The organism is Streptomyces fructofermentans, from assembly GCF_014651055.1.
GTDB classification, from domain to species: Bacteria; Actinomycetota; Actinomycetes; order Streptomycetales; family Streptomycetaceae; genus Streptomyces; species Streptomyces fructofermentans.
On record NZ_BMWD01000010.1, the window covers coordinates 181,220 to 194,993 of the forward strand.

Sequence of the window (13,774 nt, forward strand, 5' to 3'; positions counted from 1 at the left end):
CGGATGCCCGTCGCGGGCGCCGGGTGATACGAAGCGGGGATGACCCCGACACCCGACTTCGAAGAGCTGCTGTCCCTGATCGAGGACCGCTCCGCCGCGTTGCGTGCGGAGTTCGCGGCCTCGCCCGATCCCGGCGTCCGCGTACCGAGCTGTCCCGACTGGTCGCTCGGTGACCTCGTCGAGCACCTGACCGGGGTCCATCGGTTCTGGGCGGACACGGTCGAGGCCGGACCGGCCGGGAGGCCGCCCGCCGGGGCGTCGGCCGAGGCACCGGCCGACGCGCCGGCGTCGGCCGACCTGCTGGACCGTTCCGTCGTCGCCACCGAGAGGCTGGTCGCCGTCCTGCGCTCCGCCGGTCCCGCGGCCGGCTGCTGGACCTGGTGGGGCGACGCCGACGTGCCGATGACCAGTGGGGCCGTGGCCCGCCATCAGGTGCACGAGGCCGCCGTCCATGCCTTCGACGCGCAGTTGGCCGCCGGAGCGCCCCAGCCCGTTCCCGCGCCCGTCGCGCTCGACGGCATCGACGAGTTCATCGGCGTCGGGCACGGGACGGCCGGTCCCTGGCCGTACGAACCGGTCCGGATCGGTCTGCACACCGACGAGGGCCGGTCATGGGTGGTCGAGCTGACGGCGTCGGGATCGCGCGTGGTCGACAGCGGCCGGGACGGGACGGACGCGGGTCTGCGCGGACCGGCGAGCGACCTGCTGCTGACGCTGCACGGCCGCCTCCCCCTGGACAGCCTGCGCGGCGAGGGCGACCGGGCCACTCTGCGGAACTTCCTGAGCCGGCCGGACCTGGACTGAACGGCCCTCCTTCCGACGGTGCTCGCGGCCCTCCCGGTCCGCCGTCCCGTGCGGGCCGGTGAAAGGGCACCCGGGCCGACGGTGGACGACCGGGCCGCGTCGCCTGACATGCCCTTGAGTGGAGCAATGCCGGGCGGGTCGCGGTGACGTGCCGCAGGCTGGGCACCTCATCCATGTCCGTGCCAGGAGTTCCGAGTGCGCAAGCAGCGACCACGCGGCCGCGAGGTGGGTCGACCGCTTCCGGGGCCCTCCTCGGAGACCGCCGACTCCCCGCGCGGGCCTGGGCGCGGGAGGGTGCGGTGAGGTGGTCCGGGAGCGGTCGCGGCGCAGGCCAAGGCCGGGACGGAGGCCGCGGCCGGGGCGCGACCGTCGGTGTCGGACCGGGCGCGCCGACCCCGCCGACGTGGCTTCGCCGGCTGCCGCTCTTCTATGTCGCGGGCGTCCTGGTGCTCGAACCGATCACGCCGGTGGAATGGCCGGTCAGCTTCCTCCTCATCGCCCTGCCGCTGGTCGCCGCCTTCGGACACGGGCCTGTCGGCGTCCTCGGTGTCACCGTGTTCGCCATCGTCTTCCTGGGGGTGCTCGCCGGAACGCCGTGCTGCGCGGGCCGATCCGTCGGGTACATGTGGGACCGCCACTACGTCGCCGCGTACGTCTGCACCGCGCTGATCGGCACGCTGGGAACCTTCCTCGCCGTCCACCGCAGGCGACGGGAGCTCACGCTCGCGAATGTGCGGTCCGTGGCCGAGATCGCCCAACGCGTCCTGCTCAGGCCGGTGCCGCGGCGGATCGGCGACGTACTGGTGGAGAGCCTCTACCTGTCGGCGGCGGCCGAGGCGCGCATCGGCGGTGATCTGTACGAGGCGGTCCGGACGGCGCACGGCGTACGTCTGCTGATCGGGGACGTGCGCGGCAAGGGGTTGCCCGCGGTGGAGACGGCGGCGACACTGCTCGGCTCCTTCCGCGAGGTCGTGCACGAGGTGCCCGATCTCGCCGCGCTGGCGGCCCGGTTGGACACCAGTATGACCCGCAGGGCGTCGCAGCTCGCGGGCAGCGACATGGACGAGCGGTTCGTCACCGTGCTCATCGCGGAGATCGCCGTCGAGGACCGTGTCGTCCGCATCGTCAACTGCGGCCACCCGCCGCCCCTGCTCATCCGGCGCGACGACGTGCGGGAGCTGGAGCCCAGCCGGTCCGCGCCGCCGCTCAATCTCGGCATGCTCGTCGGCGAGCGCTGCCGCGTGGACGAGCACTCCTTCCTGCCGGGCGACCAGCTCCTCCTGTACACGGACGGCGTCACCGAGACCCGGGGTCCCGACGGCGTGTTCTACCCACTGCTCGAACGCGTCCGCGGGTGGGGTCCGCTGGAACCCCGCCCGCTCCTGGACCGTCTGCACCGGGACCTGGTCGCGTACAGCGGCGACCAGTTGCACGACGACATCGCGGCCCTCGCCGCGGGGCTGGTGTCCGACGCCCCGGCCCCGCCGAACTGACGGCCGGTCGCAGTCACCAGTAGTGGCGGCGACCACCGACCGCGTGTCCGATACCTCCGAGGACCCAGAGGATCAGGCCGATGACCGCCAGGATGATGCCGATGGTCCAGAGGATGCCGATGCCGGTCACCAGACCGATGACGAGCAGAACAATTCCGAGGATGATCATTATGTTCTCCGATCCCGGCGTTTCCCCCATGTGCTGAGTCCCGTGATTTCGGTACCGCAAACCTGGGAGGGAAGGGCTGCCCGGAGAGCCGGGGCTGTACGGGAAGGCCGGGACGGGACCGCCTCGGGCGGTCACGCGGCAGGTGGAAGTACCCGGTGCGCCGTTCTGACGAGGAACGACCTCGGCGGCTGCCACACCCCGCGCTCCTCGAACGGCCACGCGTAGGTCAACGACCCGTCGCGGATGCAATCCAGCAGATCCGGCTCGTCGAGTTCGCGGGCCGACCACTCGTAGAGCTGCCGCAGCCTCGGAGTGATCACCCCGTAGTCCAGGAGCCGGCCGAACTTGTGCTCGTCGCTCAGGTAGGACCGGGCGCCGGCGCTGAGCGGGTACTCGTCCGGGAGGACGCGGGAGAGCTGCAGGAAGACGCCGATCATGCCCAGCCGCGGGTCGCCGAGGAGCGGGCCGAGAGGGCGCAGCCATCCCAGCGAGATCCGGGGTGCCGCGACAAGGGCGTGGGTGTACAGCACGCGGCAGAGCACCACGTTCATGAAGAAGCGCTCGGCCTCGTTCTCCGCCTCGGCCAGGTCGCGGTGCTCCAGATAGGCGGCGACCACGCTCCCGTTGTGCGCCCGGTACCAGGCCCGGGCGGTCGGGCGGTCGGCGAAGGAGGTCCAGGACTCCACGGTGGGTGACGAGGGCGGTCCGGCGAGTTCCCCGCTCAGGGCCACCGCCTCGCAGCCGTCTCGCAGGATGCGCTCGTTCACCGCGCGCCACCACGGGCTGCCCGGTCGATGGTCGGAGAGGGGCTGCAGCAGACCCCGGCGGAGCTGCCAGCGCATGAACGACAGCGCGGCTCGGCGGAAAGGCAGATGGCGCGGGGCCTTGCCGAGCGGGCCGTAGTAGCAGCGCTCCATGAGGGCCATCCGGCCTGCCGGGTCGTCGCGGACCGAGGCGACCTGCTGCCGGGCCCAGTCCGCGGCCGGAATGCCAGACCCCATGGGGCCATGCTCGCACGTACGGCTCCGCACGGCGACCAGTGCCGTGGACGGCCGAGCGTGCGGGCCGCCGGTCCGACTCGCCGGCCGGCGTCGGGGGCGCTCAAGGCAAGGTGCCTCGCACGTGCGGCGGCCGGGGACGTCGGAGCCGTCGACGGATGGCGATCCGCGAAGTCGGGCCGGTGCACGCCGGGTTGGCCACCGCCCGCCTCAGATGTCCTCCATGCGGCGCCGGTCCGCCTCGTCCCACGTCCTGGTGTCACGGGGCTGGGTGTAGGGCTCGGCATCGGGCGGATACCCGCCGGCGATGGCCCGCTGGCGTACGGTCTCCGCGTCGAACTCCAGGCCCAGCAGGAGGGCCAGGTTGCTGATCCACAGCCACACGAGGAACACGACGACGCCCGCCATCGTGCCGTACGTCCTGTTGTACGAGGCGAAGTTGGCCACGTAGAGGGCGAACCCGGCGGAGGAGGCCAGCCAGATCAGCAGGGCGACCAGACTGCCCGGCGTGATCCATTTGAAGCCCTTCACCTTCGCGTTCGGGCACGCCCAGTACAGGAGCGCGACGATGCCCGTGACGAGGAGCACCAGCACGGGCCACTTGGCGATCTCCCACACGGTCAGCGCGCCGTCGCCGATGCCCAGGGACCGGCCGACCTGGCGGGCGATCGCACCGGTGAAGACGACGATCAGCGCGCTTGCCACGGCCAGCGCCATCAGCACGACCGTCACCGCGATCCGTACGGGCAGGACCTTCCAGACGGGCCGCCCTTCGGGCATGTCGTAGACGACGTTGGCGGTCCGGATGAACGCGGCGACATAGCCCGACGCCGACCACACCGCCAGCACCAGGCCGACGACGGCGAAGAGCGAGCCGGTGCCGGCGTTGCCCTGCAGCTCCTCGACGGCTCGCGTGATGATGCCGCGGGCGGATTCGGGCGTGAGCTGCCGTACGTTGTCCAGCACCTTGTCGGTGGTGGCCTCGCCCGCCACCCCCAGGAGCGACACCAGGACGAGCAGCGCCGGGAAGAGCGACAGCACCCCGTAGTACGTCAGCGCCGCCGCGCGGTCGGTCAGCTCGTCGTCCTTGAACTCCCGCAGCGTGCCCTTCAGGACCCTGCCCCAGGAGCCGCGCGGCAGCTTCGCGGGCGTGTCCGGTGCGGCCTTCTCCACATCGTCCGCGGGGCCGTACGCCAGGTTGTGGCCGTGCGTGTGCTCCGCGCGGCCGGACCCGTCTGCACCTGCCGCGCCCTGCCGCGGCAGGTGGTTCTCCCGCGCGTCCTCATGTCCGAATCCGAATCGCCGCACCATGGGGAGTGGGTTGCCGCCCACGCGGTTTTCATGCCTGACCGGGAGCGCCCCGACCGCGACGCGGGCGTTGCGGCCGGAGCCGGAGCCGGAGCCGGAGCCGGAGCCGGAGCCGGAGCCGAGGGTCAAGGTCCCGGTAGGGTCAGGGCGCTATTCCCACGCCGTCGATCCGGCTCCAGGCGCGCTCCTGGGCCGCCGTCATCACGGGCCAGTGCAGACCGCCCGGGCGCGGGAGAATCCGGGTTGCGTACGGCGCTGGGCTGAACCCCGGGTCGTAGTGGCAGCCGGTGCCGTAGGCGCTGTCGAAGTCCTCGCAGGTCCGCGCGATCGACCGCGGAGTCGGCTTCCGTCCGGTGCGTACCCATGTGGCCAGTGCCGAGAGGGAGTTGGCGTACTCCGAGTCGCTCAGCTCGCTGTGCTCGGACTCCGTCGTGAACGTCTGGACGAGATGGTCGTCCTGGCTTGCGCTGCGGAGCGTGGCGCGGTAGGCCGCCTCGTGCTCCACGACGACCTGCGGATCGTCGATGGCGTGGAGGGTCAGGACGGGCAGCGGCACGCGGCCCGTGAGGTCGCTGTCGTAGGAGAGGTCACGGCGGGCGGTGGGGTCGGCCGAGAAGCGGGCCACACCCGCGTTGAGTGCCCTGTCGTCATGAGAACCCCCGTACCGCACACCCTGGTTGGTGAAGGGATTGCGACCGCCGAGGCGCTTGGACACGATGTCCTGGAACAGGAAGGTGGCGTACAGCAGGTTCGTGTCCAGCGAGCGTTCCGGGATGCCGGTGACGGCGAGGATGTCGTCGAGGTTGCGCTGCTGCCGCGCGGTCCGTTCGGCCGGGTCGGAGTCGATGCCGGTGCACTCCTGCAGGCGGGCGTGGACGTCGGCGGGGGACAGGTCGGAGTCGGCGGGGAGTCCCTGCCAGAGCGGGTACTGCGGCTCTGAGGCACGAGGCAGGTTGCGGCAGTAGAACTGGTGGACCACCCGGAGGTCGACCCGGTGGTCGTAGCCGCGGGAGCCGCCGGCGAGAAGGCCGTTGGTGAGCAGGACCCCGTCGTAGGCGCCGGGTTGCCGGCCGTAGGTCTCGGCCGTCCTGGCCGCGACGTTGCCGCCCCAGGACTGACCGTGGAGGTAGGTGCGGTCCGGGCGGCCGAAGGTGTCCGTGAACAGGCGGCGCACGTTCTCGGTGTCGGCGGCGGCCATCCTGACGCCGTAGCCACCGCGCCGGTACGAGGAGCCGGCCCAGGCGTAGCCCTGGTCGACCATCACGGCCCAGCGCGCCAGGTCCTCCGTGGGGCCGGACGAGTCGTAGGAGAAGTCGGGTCCGCCGTGGGCGTGCACGACGAGTGAGCCGTTCCAGCGCCTGGGCACGGCCATCGTGTAATAGGCGCCGTTGGCGTCGCGGCCGTTGAAGCACTCGGCCTTGTCCGCCAGGTCCGCCAGGTCCGCCGGGCAGGCGGTGGCCGTCGGCCGGGTCGTGTCCGCGCGGGTGGCGGGGGCGTTGCCGAGCGTGCCGAGGAGCGTCGCGGTGATCACCGCCGCCAGCACCGCCGGTCGGCGCCGGCCGGCCGTTCGGCGTGCCGGGCCGGCGGGACTCCTCCGCGCGCCGTGCGGGGGTGCGTCGGATGTCTTCAAGGAAACGCTCCTTCGTGGTGTGTCACGGCATGCGTGTCGAGCCCGGGGCGTCGGACACCGCAGGGGCACAGGACGACTCTGTGTGGTCGTCGTGTCTAGTCTGCGCTATAGCATGCAGTCAATAGTGAAGCGGGGAGCGGCACTTGGGCCGAGCGGGAGGAGCGCGCGTCGTCCGGGGTGGGAGCGGGGACGGAGTCATCCGGCAATGCGGCCTTTCCTCCAGGGAAAGGCAGCGGTCATCCCGACCGGCCCAGGCGGCCCGGCATACGGGACGCGAGGTACTCGATCAGCCCGGTGACACGGCGGGGGACATGCGTGTCGTCCGCTGTCAGCGCGTAGATGTCGGCTGCGGGCGTCGTGACGTGCGGGAGCACGCGGACCAGTTCCCCGCGCTCGATGTGGGGCCGGACGTGCCATTCGGAGCGCATGATCACACCGCGGCCCTCCAGGGCCCAACCGGTCACGATGTCACCGTCGTTGCTCGAAAGGGAGCCGCGCACCCGCACATGGCGGGGGTCGCTGACGTCGCCGAACCGCCAGAGCGCGGAGTCGCCCTCGTTCTCGCGCAGCACGATGCAGTCGTGGTCCGCGAGCTCCTCGACGCGGGTGGGGGCGCCCCGGCGGTCCAGGTACGACGGTGCCGCGCACGGCACGCGGCGGTTCTCCGCCAGGCGGCGCATCCGCAGCGAGGAGTCGGGCGGACTGCCGACGTGGACGGCCACGTCGAACTTCTGCCGGTGCGGCCGGAGGGGGAGCGCCGAGGTGTGCAGTCGCACCTGCAGTTGGGGATGCGAGGCCGCGAACTCCGCGAGCAGCGGGGCCACATGCGCCCGGCCGAGCCCGAGGGTCGCCTGGACGACCAGGGCTCCGCGCAGGTCCCGGGAACCGTCGGTCACCAGGTCCTCGAGCTCGCGGACCTGGTCGAGGATCGAGTCGAGCCGGCTCGCGTACAGGGCGCCCTCGGAGGTCAGCACCAGCCGCCGCGTGCCGCGCTGGACCAGCCGGACGTCCAGGCGGCGTTCGAGCGCGCTGAGCCGCTTGCTCGTGACCGGCAGTGAGCAGCCGAGGTGCCGCGAGGCCGCCGTGAGCGTCTCGCTGGCCGCCACGACCTGGAAGAACCGCAGGTCGTCGATGGACATCTTCATGGGGTTCCCGACGTGTGAAGTGGCTTTCCGTTGTGGAAAGCGTAAGTTGCCGCACCGGCTGTTGTGGCGGGTCCTGCCGAGGCCCAGAGTGGGAGCCCGGACGGGGGGCCGGGCGGACCGGCGCCCTCCGTATGTCGAGCGAGGAGCACCAGCCGTGCCACAGCGCCACCGCATCGCCAGCGTTCCCGGGGACGGCATCGGCAGGGAGGTCGTGCCCGAGGGGCTGCGGTGCCTGCGTGCCGCCGCCGACGCGTACGGCTTCGAGCTGGCGGTCGACGAGTTCGACTTCGCGAGCGCCGACTACTGGGTGCGGCACGGCGAGATGATGCCGAAGGACTGGCGGGAGGTCCTGGGAGGCTTCGACGCGATCTTCTTCGGCGCGGTCGGGTGGCCCGAGGTCGTACCCGACCACGTGTCCCTGTGGGGGAGTCTCCTGCAGATGCGGAGGGGCTTCGACCAGTACGTCAACCTGCGGCCCGTCCGCCTGCTGCGGGGGGTGCGCGGTCCGCTGCGCGACCGGGGTCCCGGGGACATCGACTTCTATGTGGTGCGCGAGAACACCGAGGGCGAGTACTCCAGCATCGGCGGGCGCATCTTCGAGGGCACCGACCGCGAGACCGTGCTTCAGGAGACCGTGATGACGCGCGTCGGTGTCGACCGGGTGCTGCGCTTCGCCTTCGAACTCGCCGACTCGCGGCCGCGGAGACACCTGACCTGGGCGACGAAGAGCAACGGGATCTCGATATCCATGCCCTACTGGGACGAGCGGGCGAGCGAGATGGCGCTGCGGTACCCGCGGGTCACCGCGGACAAGGACCACATCGACATCCTGGCGGCCAAGTTCGTGCTCCGGCCCGACCGGTACGACGTCGTCGTGGCGAGCAATCTGTTCGGCGACATCCTCTCCGACCTGGGTCCCGCCTGCACGGGCACGATCGGGATCGCCCCGAGCGCGAACATCAACCCCGAGCGGCACTTCCCGAGCCTGTTCGAGCCCGTGCACGGGTCGGCCCCCGACATCGCGGGACGCGGCATCGCCAACCCGGTCGGGCAGATCTGGAGTGGGGCGATGATGCTGGAGCACCTGGGCGAGACCGAGGCCGCCGCCGGCGTCGTCGCCGCCGTGGAGTCGGTCCTGGAGCGCCGGCCGGATGTCCTCACCCCCGACCTCGGCGGCAGCGGCACCACCGTGGCCCTGGGGTCCGCCGTCGCGGCCGAGATCGCGGTCGGGACCCGTGCACGGCCTGCCGCGGGCGACCGCCCGGCGCGCGGGGCGGCGGGCACCGGGTGACGGCGGGTCCGGCTCCCTCCGGCGCGGACTCGACCGACGCGCACTCCGCCGGCAGGGACTCGCCGGACAGGCACTCCGCCGGCACCGAGTCGCCCACCGCCGGTACGGACTCGGCTGCGCGCAAGCGCCCGCACGAACCCGGCCGGCGGGAACCCGAAGAAGGAAGGACGGGAAAGAACGTGCCCCGTGTCCTGATCACCACTGACTACCTGCGCCCCGGCGACGAGGTCGACGCGCGGCTCCGGGCCGCCGGTCTCGAAACGGTGCACGCCCCGATGACCGGTCGTCGCGATCCCGAGGAACTCGTCTCCGTGCTCGACGGGATCGACGCGGCACTCGTCGCCCACGAGCCGCTGACGGCCGATGTCCTTTCCCGCGCCGGGCAGTTGCGTGTGGTGGTACGCACCGGGGTCGGCTACGACTCCGTCGACGTCGAAGCGGCGAGGCGGCTCGGGATCAGCGTGAGCAACCTGCCGGGGATCAACGCGAACGCCGTGGCCGAGTACACCCTCGGCCTGCTGCTCGCCTCGGCGCGCCGCCTCGTGGAGAGCGCCGCCGGGGTGGCCGGCGGGGGATGGCCCCGCGAGGACGGCCGCGAACTGCGGGGATCGACGCTCGGGCTGGTCGGGTACGGTGCCGCCGCCCGCGCCGTCGTGCCGTTGGCCCGGGCGTTCGGGATGGACGTCGTGTGCACCACGGGCGTCCCCCAGAGTCGACGGGCCGACCCCGGCGTGCGGTTCGTCCCCTTCGATGAGTTGCTCGCGGTCTCCGACCACGTCTCGATCCACACCGCGCTCACGGACCGGACCAGAGGGCTGTTCGACGCCTCGGCGTTCGCCCGTATGAAGCCGGGGGCGGTGCTCGTCAACACCGCGCGGGGCGCCGTCGTCGACGAGCGGGCGCTCGCGGACGCGGTGCGTACGGGTGCCATCGCGGGTGCGGCGCTGGACGTTGTCGGGGAGGAGCCCCTCCCGGCGGACAGCGCGCTGCGGGACGTCGAGGGGATCACGGTCTACTCGCACCTCGCGGGCCAGACCGCGGAGGCCCGGCGGGCGGCGGGACTCGCGGGTGCCGCCGAACTCGTCGCCGCGCTGGAGGGCCGGCCCCGGTTCCCCGTCACCTGAGGCGGGGTGGGTGCGCCGGAACAGCGCGTTCGCGGGTTGACATTCATGCTGTAGCAAATAACATACTCTTCATGGCTCAGCTACCTCAACTCTCGTCACCGGTGACGCTCGGCGATCAGGCGTACGCCGCCATTCGCGAGGCGATCATCACCGGCACCCTGAAGCGTGGCGAGAAGGTCACCGAGCGGGGCCTGGCGGAGTCGCTCAGCATCAGTGCGACCCCTGTGCGTGAGGCACTGCGGCGCCTTGAGCAGGACCGCCTGGTGGAACGCACGGGACCCAGGTCGGTCCGCATCGCGCAGTTCGGCAAGGAGGAGCTGCGCGAGTTCACCATGATCGAGGACGCTCTCCGGGCACTCGCGGCGAGGCTCGCCGCGGAGAAGTCCACGGCGGCCCAGCGGCGCGAGATGTCCGAGTGCCTCGACACGGCTGACGCGCTGCGCGGCGAGATGCGCGGCGTCGACCCGGGGACCGACAGGGAGCGGGACCTGGTCCTCGAAATCCTGGCCCTCATGCGGCACTTCCACGCTCTCGTCGACCAGGCCAGCGGCAACGCGACCCTGGTGCAGATGCTGTGCACGGTCGACGCCTTCGATTCGGACGAGCGCCGGAGCAGCGTCCTGTCCGAGGTGCGCGGTGAGCACTGGCGCGTGCTCGACGAGCGCTACCGGCAGCACCGGGCCATCTACGACGCCATCGCCGCCGGCAACGGAGAGCGGGCGGAGGAGCTGATGCGGTCCCACAGCCACAGCTCCAACGTCTCCCGCATCGCGCGGCGTTTCGCGGACTGACCGGGCGGCACGCCCCTCGCGGGCCGCTCCCGTGGCGAATCGGCCGGCAGCGGGCACGTAGCGGCTTCGCGCAGGACCGGTCGACAGGCCGGGACGCGTGCCGCCGGTCCGCCGTGGGGCTGGGGAGGCGACCTCGCGCATCCCGGGCGAATCACTGCCGGCGTCCGGCGGACACGGGCCGAGGTCGCGCGGGACCGCCACCGTACGGCCCGGCCGTGTCGTGCTGCCGGGTGCGGTGCAAGGCGTGGCCCCGCCGTCGGGCGGCCGAGGACCCGCGTCGGATTGGTGCGCGGCGTGGACCTGGCGTCGGGCGGCTGAGTACCCACCCCCGAATCGGTTTGGGTGCCAAGGGAGTTGACGGCGGCACCGCGCGGCCGTCAAGGAACCGTCAGGTTCGCCGGGGGTGGTCCGTCAAGTCCGCCGAGCAGGATCGGGACCTCAATCCACTGGCGATGAGGGATGCAGACATGGCTACGCTCCTGTACCGGTTGGGCGCATTCGGTGCCCGACGTTGGCGAACGATGTTGGTCGGATGGCTCCTGGCCCTGGGCGCGGTGATCGGCCTCGGTTTCTCCCTGGCCGGCTCGTTCGAGGACAGCAGCTCCATTCCCGGGTCACCGGCCCAGACGGCGCTCGACAGGATGGACCGTCACTTCCCCTCCCCGGACACCCAGTCCGCGCAGATCGTCTTCCGGGCCCCGCCGGGACAGAGGCTGACCGACCCCGGACTGCGGAAGCCGCTGGCCGCCACCCTCGCGGCCACGGGTGACGTCCGAGGCGTGGCCGAGGTCGGCGACCCGGTCGAGGAGGGCGCCGTCTCCGAGGACGGACGCACCGCGGTCGCGGAGGTCGCCTTCACCACGAAGGAGGACGAGGACGTACCGGCCGGCACGCTCGACGCGGTGAGGGCCGCCGGGGCGCACGCCGAGCGGGCGGGCCTCGTGACCATCTACGGAGGCGACGCCTTCGAGGAGTCCACCTCACCCTTCGGACCCGCCGAGATGGTCGGACTCGGCGTCGCCCTGGTCATCCTCGTGATCACCTTCGGCTCGCTGGTCGCCGCGGGACTGCCGCTCGTCACCGCGGTCCTCGGAGTCGTCGGCACCATGGCCGCGATGACGGGCCTGGCCACCGTGGTCGGCGTGACCGACAGCGCGCCCACCCTGTCGATCATGCTCGGACTGGCCGTCGGCATCGACTACGCCCTGTTCATCGTCTCGCGGCACCGGGCGCAGCTCGCCGCGGGGATGCCCGTCGCCCGGTCCGTCGCCGAGGCCAACGCCACCGCGGGCAGCGCCGTCGTCTTCGCCGGTGCCACCGTCGTCATCGCGCTCGCCGGCCTGTCGGTCGCCGGGGTGCCCATGCTGACCTCCATGGGACTCGCGTCCGCCGGAGCCGTCGCCATGGCCGTCGTCCTCGCGCTGGGTCTGCTCCCCGCGGTCATGGGGATGGCCGGCACCAGGCTGACCCCGAGGCCCGGCAAGGACCGGCCGGCAGGGCACGGGGACCGGACGCCGGGCGCGCGCCGCGTCCCGGGCCTGCTGCGCCTTCCCCTGCGCGTGGTCGGTCGCCTCTCCTCCGTCGCCGCACGAACGGCCGGCCGCGGGCGCACCCCGGGGTCCGACGGCCGTACGGGGCGGACCGCGACACACGGTGGGCGCGTCACCCTGGGGGAGCGCTGGACCGCGGGCGTGCTGCGCCGCCCGGTGCGTACGCTCGTCCTCGGAACGCTCCTTCTCGCCGCCCTCGCCCTGCCGGCGACGCAGCTCCGACTCGCGGTCACCGACGAGGGCAACAGCCCCACCGGCACGTCCGCCCGCCAGGCCTACGACGTGATCGGCGACGCCTTCGGGCCCGGGGCGAACGGCCCCCTCGTCGTCCTCGTCGAGGCCGACGACCCGGCCGCCGTCGGCACGGCCGCCACCGACGTCCGGGCCGGGCTGCACGACGTCGACGGCATCGCGGACATCGGCGACGTCGACACGGCGGAGGACGGCACGGCCGCGCGCATCCGGATCATCCCCAGCACCGGGCCGCGGACCGAGGAGACGAGCGCGCTGGTCTCCCGACTGCGCACCGAGGCGCGTCGGGCCGCCGAAGCCGGCGGCGCCCACGCCGCCGTCACCGGCATGACCGCCGTCAGCATCGACGTCTCCGAAAAACTCGGCGGCGCACTGGTCCCCTTCGCGATCGTCGTGGTCGGCCTCTCCCTGCTCCTCCTGATGATCGCCTTCCGGTCCGTCGCCGTGCCGGTCAAGGCGACCATCGGATTCCTGCTGTCCGTCGGAGCCGCGTTCGGCGCGACCGTCGCGGTCTTCCAATGGGGCTGGGCCGCCGGACTGCTGGGCGTGAGCGGCGAGGGCCCGGTCCCGAGCTTCATGCCCATCATCGTCATGGCCGTGCTCTTCGGCCTCGCCATGGACTACGAGGTCTTCCTCGTGTCCGCCGTCCGGGAGGACTACGTACGGCACGGCGACGCCCGCGCCGCCGTCCTCGCGGGAGCCCGCAACGCCGCCCGCGTGGTCACCTCGGCCGCCCTCATCATGGTCTCGGTGTTCATCGGCTTCCTGTTCTCCCACGACGCCGACATCATGCCGATCGCGTTCGCGCTGGCCTTCGGCGTCCTGGTGGACGCCTTCCTGGTCCGGATGACCCTGGTACCGGCGGCACTCGCGCTCCTCGGCGACCGAGCCTGGTGGCTGCCCCGCCGGCTCGACCGCCTCCTTCCGCATCTCGACGTCGAGGGCGGGAACCGCCGCACGCCCGACGCGGCACCGCAGGACCCCGTCAGGACCCCCGCCCCCGTGAGCCGCTGAGGCGATGAAATCCCCGGCCGATACCGGGACATGCGCGACCTCCGGCGTACGGACACCGGTGGACGTCCCACGGCCCGTCCGGCCCGTACAAGGAGCACACATGAACGCCGTCGAAGCACAGGACCCCGCAGACCGCGTGCTGGTGATCGACGACGACCCCGGTATCAGGCGCCTGCTGGTCTCCGCACTCGGCTTCGCCGGGTTC

At 72.4% G+C, this 13,774-nt stretch carries 11 protein-coding genes; 6 read left to right on the forward strand and 5 right to left on the reverse strand.

Annotated elements, in window-relative coordinates; all coding sequences use genetic code 11:
• Positions 1-39: 39 nt before the first annotated feature.
• Together IE265_RS16695 and IE265_RS16700 are read left to right on the forward strand one after the other, a co-directional pair.
• Positions 40-804: a maleylpyruvate isomerase family mycothiol-dependent enzyme gene (locus IE265_RS16695; protein WP_190036358.1), complete on the forward strand. Its 765-nt coding sequence runs from the start codon at positions 40-42 to the stop codon at positions 802-804.
• Between the two features lie 446 nt (positions 805-1,250).
• A complete protein-coding gene (locus IE265_RS16700; protein WP_229916227.1) occupies positions 1,251-2,297 on the forward strand; it encodes a PP2C family protein-serine/threonine phosphatase in 1,047 nt (348 codons plus the stop codon).
• 13 nt (positions 2,298-2,310) lie between these two features.
• Here IE265_RS16700 and IE265_RS16705 read toward each other — a convergent pair whose 3' ends face one another.
• The 5 genes from IE265_RS16705 to IE265_RS16725 all read right to left on the reverse strand — a co-directional run bounded on the left by IE265_RS16705 (position 2,311) and on the right by IE265_RS16725 (position 7,547).
• Positions 2,311-2,466 carry a DUF6131 family protein gene (locus IE265_RS16705; protein ID WP_190036360.1) on the reverse strand — a complete coding sequence of 52 codons (156 nt, stop codon included), beginning with the start codon at positions 2,464-2,466 and terminating at the stop codon, positions 2,311-2,313.
• Between the two features lie 131 nt (positions 2,467-2,597).
• Positions 2,598-3,467, reverse strand: coding sequence for a hypothetical protein (locus tag IE265_RS16710; RefSeq protein ID WP_190036361.1), 870 nt, complete (start codon positions 3,465-3,467; stop codon positions 2,598-2,600).
• A gap of 207 nt (positions 3,468-3,674) precedes the next feature.
• A complete protein-coding gene (locus tag IE265_RS16715; protein WP_190036432.1) occupies positions 3,675-4,775 on the reverse strand; it encodes a YihY/virulence factor BrkB family protein in 1,101 nt (366 codons plus the stop codon).
• A gap of 139 nt (positions 4,776-4,914) precedes the next feature.
• Complete coding sequence (locus IE265_RS16720) at positions 4,915-6,402, reverse strand: alpha/beta hydrolase family protein (protein WP_373302968.1); 1,488 nt, start codon at positions 6,400-6,402, stop codon at positions 4,915-4,917.
• Between the two features lie 236 nt (positions 6,403-6,638).
• On the reverse strand, positions 6,639-7,547 hold the full coding sequence (locus IE265_RS16725) for a LysR substrate-binding domain-containing protein (protein WP_190036362.1): 909 nt from the start codon (positions 7,545-7,547) through the stop codon (positions 6,639-6,641).
• Positions 7,548-7,701: 154 nt separating this feature from the next.
• On the opposite strand from IE265_RS16725, the gene IE265_RS16730 reads away from it, so the two are divergent.
• From IE265_RS16730 to IE265_RS16745, 4 genes are all read left to right on the forward strand, one after another.
• A complete protein-coding gene (locus IE265_RS16730; protein WP_190036363.1) occupies positions 7,702-8,838 on the forward strand; it encodes a tartrate dehydrogenase in 1,137 nt (378 codons plus the stop codon).
• Positions 8,839-9,017: 179 nt separating this feature from the next.
• On the forward strand, positions 9,018-9,962 hold the full coding sequence (locus tag IE265_RS16735) for a phosphoglycerate dehydrogenase (RefSeq protein WP_190036364.1): 945 nt from the start codon (positions 9,018-9,020) through the stop codon (positions 9,960-9,962).
• Between the two features lie 71 nt (positions 9,963-10,033).
• On the forward strand, positions 10,034-10,753 hold the full coding sequence (locus IE265_RS16740; protein ID WP_190036365.1) for a GntR family transcriptional regulator: 720 nt from the start codon (positions 10,034-10,036) through the stop codon (positions 10,751-10,753).
• A 521-nt stretch (positions 10,754-11,274) separates the two neighbouring features.
• Positions 11,275-13,569, forward strand: a complete 2,295-nt coding sequence (locus tag IE265_RS16745) for an MMPL family transporter (RefSeq protein ID WP_190036366.1) — start codon at positions 11,275-11,277, stop codon at positions 13,567-13,569.
• Positions 13,570-13,774 lie beyond the last annotated feature (205 nt).